The 13,819-nt window shown below is 61.3% G+C and carries 11 protein-coding genes; 2 read left to right on the top strand and 9 right to left on the bottom strand.

Going from position 1 to position 13,819, the window contains the following annotated elements; translation table 11 throughout:
* The first annotated feature begins 136 nt into the window (after positions 1-136).
* Together GAL01_RS13435 and GAL01_RS13430 are read left to right on the top strand one after the other, a co-directional pair.
* The gene (locus GAL01_RS13435) at positions 137-619 is read left to right on the top strand and encodes a MarR family winged helix-turn-helix transcriptional regulator (RefSeq protein WP_077802589.1); all 483 of its coding nucleotides are present in this window, start codon (positions 137-139) and stop codon (positions 617-619) included.
* A gap of 14 nt (positions 620-633) precedes the next feature.
* The gene (locus GAL01_RS13430; RefSeq protein ID WP_062027659.1) at positions 634-2,805 is read left to right on the top strand and encodes an FUSC family protein; all 2,172 of its coding nucleotides are present in this window, start codon (positions 634-636) and stop codon (positions 2,803-2,805) included.
* Positions 2,806-2,808: 3 nt separating this feature from the next.
* On the opposite strand, the gene GAL01_RS13425 is transcribed toward GAL01_RS13430, so the two are convergent.
* The 9 genes from GAL01_RS13425 to GAL01_RS13385 all read right to left on the bottom strand — a co-directional run bounded on the left by GAL01_RS13425 (position 2,809) and on the right by GAL01_RS13385 (position 13,800).
* Positions 2,809-3,501, bottom strand: coding sequence for a GntR family transcriptional regulator (locus GAL01_RS13425; protein ID WP_062027652.1), 693 nt, complete (start codon positions 3,499-3,501; stop codon positions 2,809-2,811).
* A gap of 84 nt (positions 3,502-3,585) precedes the next feature.
* Positions 3,586-7,194: a bifunctional proline dehydrogenase/L-glutamate gamma-semialdehyde dehydrogenase PutA gene (putA, locus tag GAL01_RS13420; RefSeq protein ID WP_231865220.1), complete on the bottom strand. Its 3,609-nt coding sequence runs from the start codon at positions 7,192-7,194 to the stop codon at positions 3,586-3,588.
* An 89-nt stretch (positions 7,195-7,283) separates the two neighbouring features.
* On the bottom strand, positions 7,284-8,312 hold the full coding sequence (locus GAL01_RS13415; protein WP_062027647.1) for a P1 family peptidase: 1,029 nt from the start codon (positions 8,310-8,312) through the stop codon (positions 7,284-7,286).
* A 13-nt stretch (positions 8,313-8,325) separates the two neighbouring features.
* Positions 8,326-9,057 (bottom strand): ATP-binding cassette domain-containing protein, encoded by a 732-nt coding sequence (locus GAL01_RS13410; protein ID WP_062027645.1) that lies wholly within the window; start codon positions 9,055-9,057, stop codon positions 8,326-8,328.
* Positions 9,054-9,872, bottom strand: coding sequence for an ATP-binding cassette domain-containing protein (locus GAL01_RS13405; protein ID WP_062027643.1), 819 nt, complete (start codon positions 9,870-9,872; stop codon positions 9,054-9,056). The genes GAL01_RS13410 and GAL01_RS13405 overlap by 4 nt, the downstream gene beginning before the upstream one ends.
* On the bottom strand, positions 9,869-10,684 hold the full coding sequence (locus GAL01_RS13400; RefSeq protein ID WP_062027640.1) for an ABC transporter permease: 816 nt from the start codon (positions 10,682-10,684) through the stop codon (positions 9,869-9,871). Before GAL01_RS13400 ends, GAL01_RS13405 begins: the two co-directional genes overlap by 4 nt.
* A complete protein-coding gene (locus GAL01_RS13395) occupies positions 10,681-11,625 on the bottom strand; it encodes an ABC transporter permease (protein WP_169926430.1) in 945 nt (314 codons plus the stop codon). Before GAL01_RS13395 ends, GAL01_RS13400 begins: the two co-directional genes overlap by 4 nt.
* Positions 11,626-11,630: 5 nt before the next feature.
* Positions 11,631-13,127 (bottom strand): ABC transporter substrate-binding protein, encoded by a 1,497-nt coding sequence (locus GAL01_RS13390; protein WP_231865219.1) that lies wholly within the window; start codon positions 13,125-13,127, stop codon positions 11,631-11,633.
* An 82-nt stretch (positions 13,128-13,209) separates the two neighbouring features.
* Positions 13,210-13,800, bottom strand: coding sequence for a PqiC family protein (locus GAL01_RS13385; protein ID WP_306417712.1), 591 nt, complete (start codon positions 13,798-13,800; stop codon positions 13,210-13,212).
* Positions 13,801-13,819: the final 19 nt, after the last annotated feature.

Here is a 13,819-nt window from a genome sequence, read left to right as displayed (position 1 = left end):
ATTACACGGAGGACAGTCGGCGGGTGATATGGATCAAAAACTGAACCTCCTGACGAAAATGTCAACAGAATCTGTTTTCTAGTTTTATGTTGTCATATAATCTATTGATATGTCAACGGTTGAGGTGTCATCAAAAATGGCTGTTCAGTATGGTACGTCCCTTCTTCGGGAGAGCAGTTTTCATGACATGGAGCTGACCTTTCATGTCATGCGGCTGTCGAGCCTATGGCGGGCCCAGCTTGACCGTCTTCTGCGCCCTGAAGGCATGACGCTCGCGACCATGCGGCCCATGGCCTATCTGATGGTGATGGGAAACGGCCTGAAACAGAGCGATCTGGCCTCCGTCATGGGCGTGGACAGTTCGGCACTCGTCCGGGTTCTCGATCAGCTGGGACGAGAGGGGCTGATTTCGCGCGAGCCTGATCCTCATGACCGGCGCTCCAATCTTGTGGCACTGACGAAAGCCGGGATGGCACGGTGTCGGAGGTTCCAGCAGATTGCGGCCGAACTTGAAGCCCGGCTGACTGAAGGGCTTGCCGAAGATGCCGCGGAGATGCTCCGGGATCAGCTTGGCATGATGGAGAGCAGATTTTCCCTGTCCGGTGTGTCGTCTTGCTGAAACTGCGGCTCCTTATGAAAAATCTTTTTCGTCAGACGTTCTCTTTGGACCGCAGCAGCCTGCGCTGGCAGAATTTTCTCGCGACAGCCGCTTTCACGGCGCGTGTTTTCCTGTCCATCGGGATTGCGCTTTTCCTGGCGTTCATGATCCAGCTTGAATCGCCGATGAGTACGGTTACGACCGTTCTGATCGTTGCCAATCCGACCGTAGGCGCGCTGGTGTCCAAAAGTGTGTGGCGTATGACCGGGACGGTGATTGGAGCAGCGCTGAGTACGGCTGTCATGGCAATGTTCGTGCAGTCTGCCGTTCTGTATTTCATGGTGCTTTCGGTCTTCGTCGGGCTGGCCTGCATGACGGCGACATGTCTGCGATATTTCAGGGCTTATGCGGCTGTTCTGGCCGGATATACGATCATTATTGTGGCCGTTCCCGCTTTCGCCCATCCGGAGAACATTTTCCTGTCTGCGATGATGCGGGTGTCGGACGTGGCGCTCGGGATCGTGGTGACGGCGGCTGTTTTCATGGTGACGTCGCCCCGGCGGCGTCAGGGGACGATGGACGCGCTGTCGGGTGCGTTCCGCGAGACCCTTCGCCATGCTCTGGTCTTCCATGAAGGACTGGTTCGTCCTGCCGGAACGCAGGATATTCAGAACGTGGAACCTGCCATCGCGGACGGGGCCTTCCGGACACTGCCCCAGACCCTGTATGACGGCAGACAGCGCCTCATGGGGCAGCTTGCGCGTCTGGGACCGGCGATCGAATACGCGGCGACCGACAATCCGGACATTCATGCAGGCGTGCGGGGTTACAGGCTGGCGGTTAGTCGCATGACGGGGCTGGTTGCGTCCTATCATCCGTACTGGCGCAATCTGGGGATAGCAAATTCGCTCTCAGCGTCCGTTCATCGGGAAATCCGCGATACGCTGACCCGGATCCTTGTCCTGACGGAGAGTGCGGGATGGATCGAACAACCGCAGAGCGTGCTTGCATGTCTGGAAGATTCCCAGCAGCGGCTGGAGGATCTGGAGCGTTCCGCAACATCGCCCGCTGCTCAGGCGTCTGTCGATAATACCCGTGATATTCTGTTTCAGCTTCGGGAAATCGTGCTGGATCTGTCGAGCCCGCGTGGCGCGCATGTCCGGGTTCGGGTAGGGCTGTATGTGGAATGGATGTCTGCGATCTATAACGGACTGCGCGGAATGCTGATCGCCTTTCTGGCCTGCATGATCTGGTACATCACGTATTTTCCGACCGGTCCAATGATGATCATGTATGTGGTGGCAGCATCGAGCCTGTTGTCGACCGTGCCCTCAGCTGCCCGTGCGAGCCTGCCGATGGCGATCGGAACGGCGCTTTCGGTCCCAGCCTGCTGGCTGTGCCATATCGTGGCGCTCCCCCGTGTGGATGGCTATCCAATGCTCTGGCTGTCGATTTGCGCCTGCATGTTGCCGGGTGTGTGGCTCCAGTTTCACCCGCGCTACGGGATCGGCGCTTTTGGCTACACGGTCTTTCTGGCCATGCAGTTGATGGTAACGAACAGCATGGTTGTGGATGACATCACGCTCATCAATACGTGGCTGGCCATCCTGATGGGATGTGTGCTGCTTGTTCTGGTGTTCCGAGTGATCATGCCAGCCGACCAGCGTCTGTATGCATCGCGGCTTGTGTTGTCTCTTGGCCGCAGTCTGCAGAGTCTTTCGAGTCAGCCGGGTACGAAAGTCCCGTCCTGGATGGTGTGGGAAGGGGCGCAGATCCAGAAAGTCTCGAGTTTGCTGATGCGTCTGTCTCTGGTCACGTCCCCGATTGACCGGCAGGGTTATGTCGATGGTGCGTTTGCCGCCTTGTCCCTTGGTCGTCTGCTGATCCGCCTCAGGCGCGCAGCGGAGAAGGCCGGATTGACTGCGGTCCAGACGGAAGCCCTGAACACGGCTCTTGCGTCTTTCAGAATGCTGCGTCGGGATCCGGGTGGTACGGCGGCATCCCTGAGAGACGCTGCGCGGCTGATCGGCTCCGACACTGACGCGACCACAGGGTGTGTGTTCCACGTCCGTCTTGTGGCGTGTCTGGAGCAGAGTGCGCATATCATCGACAGCATACCGGGATTTTTCCATGCGGACGGCCCGTTGAACTACTGGTTTGATGAACGGGGGGCCGCGACGCTGGTGAGCACTCACCCGGCGCGCTGAAGGTCAGGAGGCTTTCCGGCTGCGGATCACGTCCAGGGAGAGGGACGCGGCTTCCTGGATATGCTGCTGCGTCAGCCTTGCAAGTTCTTCGCCGTTACGCTCGCGGCAGGCCAGCAGGATCCGGAAGTGTTCGGCATCCGTTGCGGCCTTGCGGCCCGGCAGTTCCAGATGGGCGCGGATATAGCGGTACAGGCGGGAGTGGAGGTCATGAATCATGCCGTAAAGCCGGGGGCGGCGGGCGGCGGCATAAATGGCACCATGAAATTCCCAGTTCAGCCGCCCAGACTGCGCCATGTCATGTCCATCGCCGGTTCCGCTGACAAACGATTCATAGGCATCCTCGATGCGCGCCAGATCCACACGGGTGAGGGTCGTCATGGCCAACCCCGCGGCCATGCTTTCCAGGGAGGCGCGGATGTCTGAATATTCCAGAATGTCTGCTTCGCTCATCCCAGTCACCACGGCGCCGCGATGGGGCAGAAAGGCGATCAGGCCTTCCGCCTCAAGCTGTTTGAGTGCTTCGCGGACCGGAATGGTGGAGACGCCGAAATTGCGGGCCAGTTCGGACTGACGCAGCGGTTGGGCGTCGGTCAATGCGCCGTCCGTGATGGCACGGCGCAGGGCCTCTGCGATTTCGAGCGAGGCCGAGCCGCTTTTCGTATCAACAGGCGTGAAAATCGGTGCGGCGTCGCTCATGAGGTCGGTTATCCGTCAGTGGGGCGGTCCTCATAGCATGATCGCAACAAACGATCATGCCCGTGAGATATTACCGGCGTGATATTATCCGATGGTCATCAGGCTCGCATTGCCACCTGCGGCCGTCGTGTTGGTGCTGACGACTTTTTCCTGAAGCACCCATTCGGGCCGGATCGGGCTTTTTGCGTCGAGCATGTAAAGCTGCACGACCATGCCCGAGCGCGACAGAGCCGTACGGGCCTGCTCGGCCATCTGTCGTTCTTCGAAAGACGCGAGGATCGTCCGGCATCCTGCAACGCGCCCGCCTTGGGTGCGGCGGATATGCAAAGCGAGGGCATGCGGCAGATCGGAGACCCAGTCCGAGGCCACATTGGGGCCCTGAACGAAAGCCGTGTTTCCGCCACTGAGGGCGAGCCCTACGGCACGAAGCATGGTTTCCCGGTCACTGGCGATGCACAGGACGGCACCGCGCGGCAGAAGCTGGTAGAGATTGGTCTCGCCAACGGGGCCGGGAAGTTCGCGTGTGGCGCCGCACAGGCCGTGCTGCATGCCTTCCACGATTTTCTGATAAAGCGGAAAACTGCTCTGCATCAGCCAGGACAGGAACTGCCGGGCAGGCTCGGGAAGTTCCTGTCTGTCCCAGTCGGCGTGGGCCGGTGTCATGCTCATCAGGCGACGCAGGATCAGGGGACCACCGGCTTTCGGTCCTGTTCCTGACAGTTTTTCGCCGCCAAAAGGCTGGCTGCCCACAACCGCGCCGACCATGTTGCGATTGACATAGAGGTTTCCGGCCTCAATGCGCGACGTAACATGCGCCATGCGGCTTTCGATCCGGGTGTGGAGGCCGAATGTCAGACCATAGCCGGACTGGTTGATGGCGTTGAGCAGGGCTTCGAAGCCGCGGGATTCAAAGCGCAGGACGTGTAGCACCGGCCCGAAAACCTCACCCTTAAGGTCTGCCAGACTGTCGATCTCGATGATCGTCGGAGCGATGAAGGTACCCTTTTCCATGCTTTCCGGCAGCGGAAGAGACCAGACGGGGCGGCCCAGCGCGCGGGATTCGTCAATATAGGTCTGAATGCCTGAGCGGGCTTCGGCGGAGATGACGGGGCCGACATCGGTGTGCAGTTCCGCCGGGTTGCCGACACGCAGTTCCTCGACCGCACCGCGTAGCATGGTCAGGACGCGATCGGCACAGTCTTCCTGCACGCACAGGACGCGCAGGGCGGAGCAGCGCTGGCCTGCGCTGTCGAACGCTGAGACCAGAACATCTGCCACCACCTGTTCGGTCAGGGCGGAGCTGTCCACGATCATGGCGTTCTGTCCGCCCGTTTCGGCAATGAACGGAACGGGTTGCCCGTCCACTCCGGTACGGCCGGCCAGGGTCTTGGCGATCAGCCCGGCGACAGCCGTGGAGCCGGTAAACATCACGCCGGAAATCCGGGTGTCGGCCACGAGGGCCGCGCCGGTTTCGCCCGCGCCGGGAACGAGGCGGAGTGCGTTTTCCGGAACTCCCGCTTCCCGGAGAAGAGCGACGGCGCGCAGGGCGATGAAGGGGGTTTCCTCGGCCGGTTTGGCAACGACCGTGTTGCCAGCCGCAAGTGCGGCGCAGACCTGTCCAAGGAAGATGGCGAGCGGGAAGTTCCACGGGCTGATACAGGCGACGACGCCGAGCGGCGCACTACTGCCTATCCGTGCGATGTCCTGAGCCTGTGCGGCATAATAGCGCAGAAAATCCACGGCCTCGCGCACTTCGGAAAGCGCATTGGCGTAGGATTTGCCTGCTTCACGGACCAGAAGGGCCATCAGGTCTTTCTGGTGTTGTTCCAGCAGATCAGCCGCACGGTCAAGCTTTGCGCTGCGCTTGTCGGCGGAAAGAGCCGCCCATGCCGACATCTCGCTTTCTGCAAAGTCGATGGCCTTGCAGACATCGGCTTCGCTTCCGAAACGGACCGTGCCGATCCGGTCGGAATGGCTGGAGGGGTTGCGGATATCCTGCGCTTCGCCCGAACAGGATGTATCCTGCAAAGCCTGCTCGGCAGACGCACAGACGGCTTCTGCCAGAGCGGTGATGGTGTGCTCCTCGGTCAGGTCCAGTCCGCGCGAGTTGGTCCGCTCGGGTTCGAACAGGTCTTTCGGAAGGGCAATGGCCGGATGGGAGGCCCCCGGCGGCTGGACGGCTCTGGCCAGTGCGACCGGATCTTCGATCAGGGTTTCAATCGGTAAGCTCTCATCGCCGATCTGGTTGACGAAGGAGGAGTTTGCGCCGTTTTCCAGCAGACGACGCACCAGATAGGCCAGCAGCGTTTCATGCGAGCCGACCGGGGCATAAACGCGGCACGGTCGGTTGAGCTTCTGCGGCCCGACGACTTCGTTATAAAGCGTCTCGCCCATGCCGTGCAGGCACTGGAACTCGTAGTCGCCAATCTGGAAGTTCAGTCCTGCCAGCGTATAGATCGTGGCCAGCGTGCGGGCGTTGTGGGTCGCAAACTGCGGGAAGACGACATCGCGGGCGGCGAGAAGTTTTTTGGCGCAGGCGATATAGCTGACATCAGTGTAGCATTTGCGCGTGTAGACCGGGAAATCCGTCTGGCCTTCGACCTGCGCCTTCTTGATTTCGCTGTCCCAGTACGCGCCTTTCACCAGCCGGATCATGAGGCGGTGTCCGCTGCGACGCCCCAGGTCGATCAGATAGTCCAGAACCTTCGGCGCGCGGCGCCCATAAGCCTGCACCACGATCCCGATGCCGTTCCAGCCGTCCAGTTCGGGGCAGTGACACAGGTTTTCGATCAGGTCGAGCGAAAGGTCCAGACGTTCGCTTTCTTCGGCGTCGATATTGATGCCGATGTCATAGCGGCGCGCCTGAACAACGAGATCCTTCAGGGTCTGGCCCAGCTCTTCAAGGACCCGCTCGCGCTGGGCGAAGGCATAGCGGGGGTGAAGAGCCGAGAGCTTGATGGAAATACCGGCTTTTTCATAGACATTCGCGCCACGGGCAGTCTGGCCGATGACGTCGATGGCGCGCTCGTAGTCGTGGCGGTAGCGCAGGGCGTCGGCTTCCGTCATCGCGGCTTCGCCAAGCATGTCGTAAGAGTATTTGAAGCCGCGCTCTTCGGGTTCCGCGCTAACCTTGCGCGCGTCCTCGATGGTTTCGCCGATCACGAACTGTTCGCCCATCATCCGCATGGCGATGTCGAGCGCACGGCGAACCAGCGGCTGGCCACCCCGTCCGACGAGGCGGAACAGCGTGGCGGCAAGGCCCTCATCCGTGTCGTTTGTCAGCTTGCCGGTCAGCATCAGGCCCCATGAGGCCGCGTTTACGAAAATGGTCTTTTTGCCGCCCATGTGAGACAGCCAGTCCCCCGTGCCGATCCGGTCACGGATCAGCGCGTCGCGTGTGGCGGCATCAGGAATACGCAGGAGCGCTTCGGCCAGACACATAAGGGATACGCCTTCTGCCGACGAGAGCGAAAACTCCTGCACAAGGGCTTCAACCCCGCCCGGACGACGCTGCGTTCGCAGGGTGCGGGTCAGATGGCGGGCGACGTCGAACGTGTTCTGCTGTTCCGTCTCGGTCAGCGTGGCCTGCGCAATGAGGGGAAGGATACAGTCCGCCTCGGGCCTGCGCATGTCTGCTGCAATGGCCTGACGAAGGGGGGAGCGGACGGGATAGGACGGAACAACAGATGACATGGACTCAGCCTCGGACATGACACTCGGTCTGAGTCCTATAATCATATACGATTCAGAATAAAATATATGAAATGGAGGTCAGGCCATTTTTATATCGTTTCCGCAACCGTCCCGTCTTTTTGTCCAAAACGCTGCTGCCAGGTGGGCAGGGCTGTGGTGCCGGGCAGGGGCCCCGCCTCGTACACGCCCCGGGCAATGGCGCGTGCCGTGACCTGCGTTGCGGCATGGAGGATTTCAGTCCATTCCTGGGGTGCCGGTGCCGGTTTTTCCCGTGTGGAGACCCCGATCATGGCGTCGCCGTCCAGAGGCAGATGGGCCGGGAAGACACCCCTTGCCACGCCATCCTGAGCGAGAATGGCCAGGCGTCTGGCCTGTGTTTTGGTGAGGGTTGCGTCCGTCGCGATAAGGCCGATCGTGGTGCCGGTGACGGAGGCCCATTTGGAGCGCAGGCGCAGATCTTCCGGCGTTAGATGCGCGGGCATACCCAGACCGCCGAATTCGCGTCCCTGTTCGAAAGGGGTGCTCCAGAAATGGGGGCCATCGCCGATCGTGGCTGTCCCGACAGCATTGACCGCCACCAGCGCGGCCACATGATGCCCTGCTGGGGTTCTGGTGCTGGCCGAACCCAGCCCTCCGCGGAGGGTGGACGTCGTGGCGCCTGTTCCTGCGCCCGCCGTGCCCAGTCTGAAACGGCCATGAGAGGCGTTTCCGGCAGCCTGATGCCCCATGTCGGCATAGGGGGAGTAGCGGCCCCAGGACGTCTGACCGCCTGCTGGCAGATCGTAAAGACTGGCCTGCACCACGATAGGGACGCGGATCGTGCCTGGGGGAAGGGTCGCATTGCCAAACTGTTCCCGCAGCCATGCCTGAACCCCCGTCGTGGCATCCAGACCGTAAGTGGAGCCGCCCGACAGCACGACCGCATGGATATGCTCCACCAGATTTTCTGGTTCCAGCAGCGCGGTTTCCCGCAGGGCCGGAGCACCGCCGGGAAAGCTGCCGGAGGCGGTGACCGGATTGTCGAACAGAATGACCGTCACGCCCGTGCGCAGGCTCAGATCTTCACTGTGGCCGACGCGGATGCCGGGGATGTCGGTGAGAAGGTTCAGGCTGGTCATGCGGCCTCGTCGGTCAGAAGGAATTTTCAAGCAGTGCCCGCGTCTCGGGCTGGGTCGGGCTGTTCAGGACAGTGGAGGCTGGTCCGGACTCCACGATCCGGCCCTGTTCCAGAACGGCGATATGGTGCGACATGTGGCGGATGACAGCCAGATCATGGCTGACGAAAACATAGGCCAGTCCGTGTTTTTGTTGCAGATCCAGCAGAAGGTTCAGGACGATGGCCTGTGTCGAAACATCCAGCGCCGAGACGGCTTCATCCGCGATGATGACGGAAGGACGCGTGATCAGGGCGCGGGCAATCGCAATGCGCTGTCTCTGGCCACCGGAAAAATTTTTCGGATAGCGGTCCGCGCTTTCGGCGGAGAGGCCGACTTCGGCAAGGGCCGTCAGAATGCGTGTTTCCCGGTCCGGTGCGGGGTCAAGAGCCTCCCCCACGATATCACGCACCTTCTGGCGTGGGTCGAGGGCGCCGTAAGGGTCCTGAAAAATCATCTGGACGGCAGGACGGATCTTTTTCCGTACGGCGCGGGAAGCTGTCGCGAAATCCTGTCCCTGATACAGGATCTGTCCATCATCGGGAGGGACGAGGCCGCTGAGGAGGCGACAGAGCGTTGATTTTCCGCTGCCGGACGCGCCGATGATTCCGAGCGTCTGGCCCGGCAGGACATCAAGGCTGATGGCGTGCAGGATTCGCCTTCCGGACTGTCCGAACGTCACATTCCGGGCCTGAAGGATCGAGGTCATGCCGGTACCGTATAAACGGGCAGGCGTGTGAAGGGGGCATGGGCCGCGCCGTGCAGGGACATGGACAGGAGGGCCTGCGTGTAGGGATGGACGGGAGTGTCGAACAGGGATGCGGTTGGCCCCTGTTCAACGCAGGTTCCATCTTTCAGGACCAGAACATGGTCGGCGTGATGGCGCACCAGACCGAGATCATGGGAAATCATCAGGACGGCCATGCGGTGTGCTTCGGTGTGCTGGCGCACAAGGGCCATCATGTCTTCGCAGGTGCGGGGGTCAAGGGCCGTGGTGAATTCATCCGCGATCAGAAGGGCAGGTTTGCAGGCCAGTGCCATGGCCAGAAGCGCGCGCTGTCGCTGCCCTCCCGAAAGCTGATGGGGATAGGCGCGTTCGCTCACGCCCGCTTTCAAAAGGCCGACCTGCTTCATGAGAACAAGGGTTTGATCGCGGATCTCAGAACGGGTGAGTGTTGTATGAAGCCGGAGCGTGTCGGCGATCTGTGCGCCAATTCTTCGTGTGGGGTTGAGCGCTGACATGGGCTCCTGAAAGACCATGCCGAGCGTTTTCCCACGGATCTGGCACCATTGGGATTCCGGAAGCGTCAGAAGGTTCTGACCGTTCAGACGGAGCTCTCCCCGAGGCTGGAACCCGGGTGGCAGCAGCCCCATGAGGCTCAGGGCCAGTGTGGATTTTCCGGAACCTGACTCGCCGATGACGGCAAGGATCCTGCCCGGCTCAAGCGTGAAGGACAGGGCGTGAAGGATTGGCTGGGCCGGGCTGTGAACGCTTAGGTCCCTGACATGCAGGAGTGAATTCATGCGCGATGGTCCTCCAGCGGAGCGTCCAGAGCATCGCGCAGTCCATCGCCGGTCATGTTGAACCCCAGCACGAGGAGCATGATCGTCAGACCCGGCACGGCGACCAGAAGCGGATGATCGAAAACATGGATCTGGTAGGCGGCCAGCGCTCGTCCCAGATCCGGCCGGGGCGGCGGTGCGCCCAGCCCCAGATAGGACAGTCCCGCGTCTGAGAGGATGGCCAGTGCAAGCGAGGATGTGGCCTGAACCGTCAGAAGCGGGAGGATATTGGGAAGGACGTGTCGTCGCAGAATGGAAATGGTGCCGCGTCCGGCCAGACGGGAGGCCGCGATATAGTCCTGAATCAGAATGGCGCGTGCGGCCTGTCGGGTGATGCGGATCTGGGCGGGAAGGCCGAACAGGGCGATGGCGAGGATTTCGCCCATGGCTGAAGCTCCGAGCGCCGTGACCAGAAGAGCGGCGATCAGAACGGGCGGAAATGCCAGCCCCAGATCTGTGAGACCCATGATGACTCTAGGGGGCCTGCCTGCCGCGATCAGTCCCAGCACGGTGCCTGCAATCGTGGAAAGGCAGACGGCCATTGCTGCAATCAGGATACTGTTGAAGGCTCCGGAGAGCACAAAAATCATGACATCCCGCCCAAAAGGATCGGTTCCAAGCGGGTGTGACAGGGAGAGGGGGGCATAGCGGTGCAGGACGTCGATGGCCGGGGCACTGGCGCCGGTGAGCAGGGCCGTAATGAGTGCCGGGAGCAGAACGATGCCGAGTAACGCGCTGCCGGTCCATAATGTCGGGTTGGCGCGCGTATTCATGGACGCTCTTCTCCAAGGCGCGGGTCCAGAAAACGCACCAGTGCCGCCAGCAGAAAACCGAGGATCATGACGGCAGTGACGATCAGCATGACGAGGTTCTGCACGACAGGCAGATCGCGCTGGCTGACGGCCTCCAAAAGGAGTTTTCCGCAGCCGGGCAGGCTGAAGACGCTTTCGACGATGATGCTCCCCGTTATGAGAACCGGAAGCTGGATTCCGGCCAGTGTCAGAACCGGAATCAGGGCGTTGGGCAGCGCAATGCGCCACAGGACGCCAGAGCGGCTGTAGCCTTGGGCGCGGGCCGTGCGGATGAAATCCTGCGACAGGGTTTCGATCAGGGAGGAGCGCATGAAGCGTGCGGTGATGGCGGCCTGCGGAACGGCAAGCGCGACAGCCGGAAGGACGAGCGCCCTCAGGCCGGTGAAAAATCCATGATTCCATCCGGGAAAACCACTGGCGGGCAGCCAGTGAAGGGTCAGGGAGAACAGGAACGTCATCATCATCGCCAGCCAGAAATCGGGAATGGACTTCAAAAGCTGAAGCATCGCCATAAGGCCCATATCGGGCATTTTCCCCCGGTTTGCGGCGGCGATCATGCCGAGGGGGATACCCGCGCCGAGAGAGAGCAGCATGGCCAGCAGGATCAGGGGCAGGCTGCTTTGCAGGCGCTCGCCGATCAGGCTGCTAACGGGCACGTCATAGATGTAGCTCCGACCCATATTTCCTTGCACAAAGCCGCTGATCCAGTGCGCATATCGTGCGGGCAGGGAAGTATCCAGTCCGAGTTGATGATGCAGGGCGGCGAGGCTTTCGGGGCTTGCGTCCAGTCCGAGCATGACAGAGGCCGGGTCGCCGGGCAGGAGGTTCATGGCTGCGAAAATGACAAGACTTGCAACGATCAGCAGCAGGAGCCGCTGAAAGGCCAGATGCAGTGCGTTCATTCCCGTCATGGCTCCCAGGAGACGCCGCCCAGCGGGCAGCCTGCGATGGGCTGATTGGTCCACAGGCCTTTGAGATGGCGGTTCAGGACGGTCTCACGGGGGATCGAGAACAGGAAGACGTTCGGTTCGTCCTGTGCGAGCTGTGTCTGCATCTGCGCGGAAAGTTCATGCCGCAAAGCAGGGTCTGCCGTGGCCTCGTATCGTTGAAGAAGGTCGTGAAAGACTGCGCTGTGATAGTGGAAATAGACCTGTTTGCGGTCATAGATTGCGATATCGTGTGGCTCGGTGTGGGCGATGACGGTCATGTCGAAAGCGCCCTGTCCGTAAATCTGACTGAGCCATGCAGGCCACTCCACGGGCTGGAGCGTTACGTTGACGCCGATCTGTTCCAGGTAGGCGGCGATGAGTTCGCTGCTGTCGCGTGCATAACCGATGGGCGGAAACGCCAGCGTCAGATGCAGGCCGGGCGCAATCCCTGCGTCCTTCAAAAGCGCGCGGGCATGGTCGGGGTCGTAGGGATAACGGTCGGGCAGGGCGACGTAATCGGGGTCGTCCGGCGCCATGTGCGATTGCAGGAGCGTCGCGTCGCCTTCCGCCACGGCCTGAATCAGCGCCCTGCGGTCAATGGCTTGTGCGATGGCCTGTCGGACGCGCAGATCGTTGAACGGGCGGCGGGCATTGTTGAGGGCGAGAATGGCCTTGAAGGGAAAGCTTCCCCGGACGACTTCAAGCTGCGGGTTGCTGGCAAAACGGCTCAGGATTTCACGGGATGGGAAGGATGGATACGCATCCAGTTCCCCGTCCAGAAGCGCGTTGCTGGCCGAAAGCGGGTCGGGCATGAAGCGGAAGGTGACGGAGCGCAGGGCGGCTCTGGCGCTCCAGTATTCCGGATTGCGGTTCAGCGTCAGATGATCGCCGCGTTGCCATTCGCCGAAGACGAAGGGCCCCGTGCCGACCGGGTGACTGATGTTCTGAGCCACGGATGCTGGCGAGAGGATGGCGGCGTCATTCCATGCCAGCTGGTACAGGAAGCTGCCATATGGGTGCTGGAGACGGATCCGGACGTGCAGACTGTCGGGGCAGGAAATATCGGCAATCTGGCTGAACGTGGTTCTGTCCGGATTGGTGCTGGCCGCTGCTCCTGCGCGGAGAAGGGAAAATTTTGCACTTTCGCAGGTCAGGGGCGTGCCGTCATGAAAATGCACGTTTTCATGCAGCGTGAAATCGTAGGTCAGACCGTCCGGCGCAACACTCCAGTCCCGGGCGAGAAGGGGTTTGATGGTTCCCTTTTCATCCAGATGCACCAGCCCCTCATAGATATTGCCGTACGTCACCATTCCGATGGCTTCACTGGAGCCGCGTGTGGGGTCGAGACCCGGCGGTTCGATCGCCAGACCGATCGAGAGGGTATCCCGAACTTCAGCGGCCCTGGAAAACCCCTGAAGGGAAAATCCCATAAGGCTAATGGCCAGAAACGGCAGAGTGGTCAGCAGGGTTTTCAATCAGGCGCTCCGCGAACTTGCAGCCTTAGGGCGCAGGAACACGGAAAATAGGGCGTTCGTCGCCCGAGTAAAAGGGGGGCTTTCAGGGATGGGGGATCGTACTGTCGATCCGGGAAGCAAGCTGCTCCACGAGGTCACGCGTCAGGGCGACCTTGCCCGCATCGGTCGCCACGGAGCCCTGTGCGGTGAAAGAGCCCCGGCTGCGCAGAATGGCTTGATGGGTGTCTGAGGGGACTACGGCCCAGTCGGCCTGCAGGGCGCCCTGACCGTTGCTGTCGAGATCGAGCCGGTTGATGTTGACGGCAAGCCGGAGCGTCGGAGTTTCGGCCAGTGGTTGTGTGGTGACGATATAATGGGGCCAGTCCTGCCCCAGGCGGGCGGCCAGAAGATCCGTCACGCCCTGCGACAGGCGGCTTCCCCACCGCCCATTAGGGCTGCGGTCAAGCTGGTCGCCGTGGCGGGTCATGATATCCTGATTGTCCAGATAATCCGGCAGGGCGACGCGTGCGACGTTCAGGACCGGAGCCGTAGCGGGGAGGGGGGTATTGCTGTTCTGGGCTATGGCGGGTGCGCCAAGCGTATAGAACTGAACCGGTGGAGCGGCACAGCCTGACAGCAGGGCCAGCGTCAGAAGGGCGAAAGGTGCCGCAGATCGTATCATGAGCCGTGTCACGGGGCTGGTCTCCGGGAAA

This window comes from Gluconobacter albidus, assembly GCF_002723915.1.
GTDB classification, from domain to species: domain Bacteria; phylum Pseudomonadota; class Alphaproteobacteria; order Acetobacterales; family Acetobacteraceae; genus Gluconobacter; species Gluconobacter albidus.
Note: the sequence above shows the minus strand (reverse complement) of the source record. Positions and strands in the feature narration are given on the sequence as shown.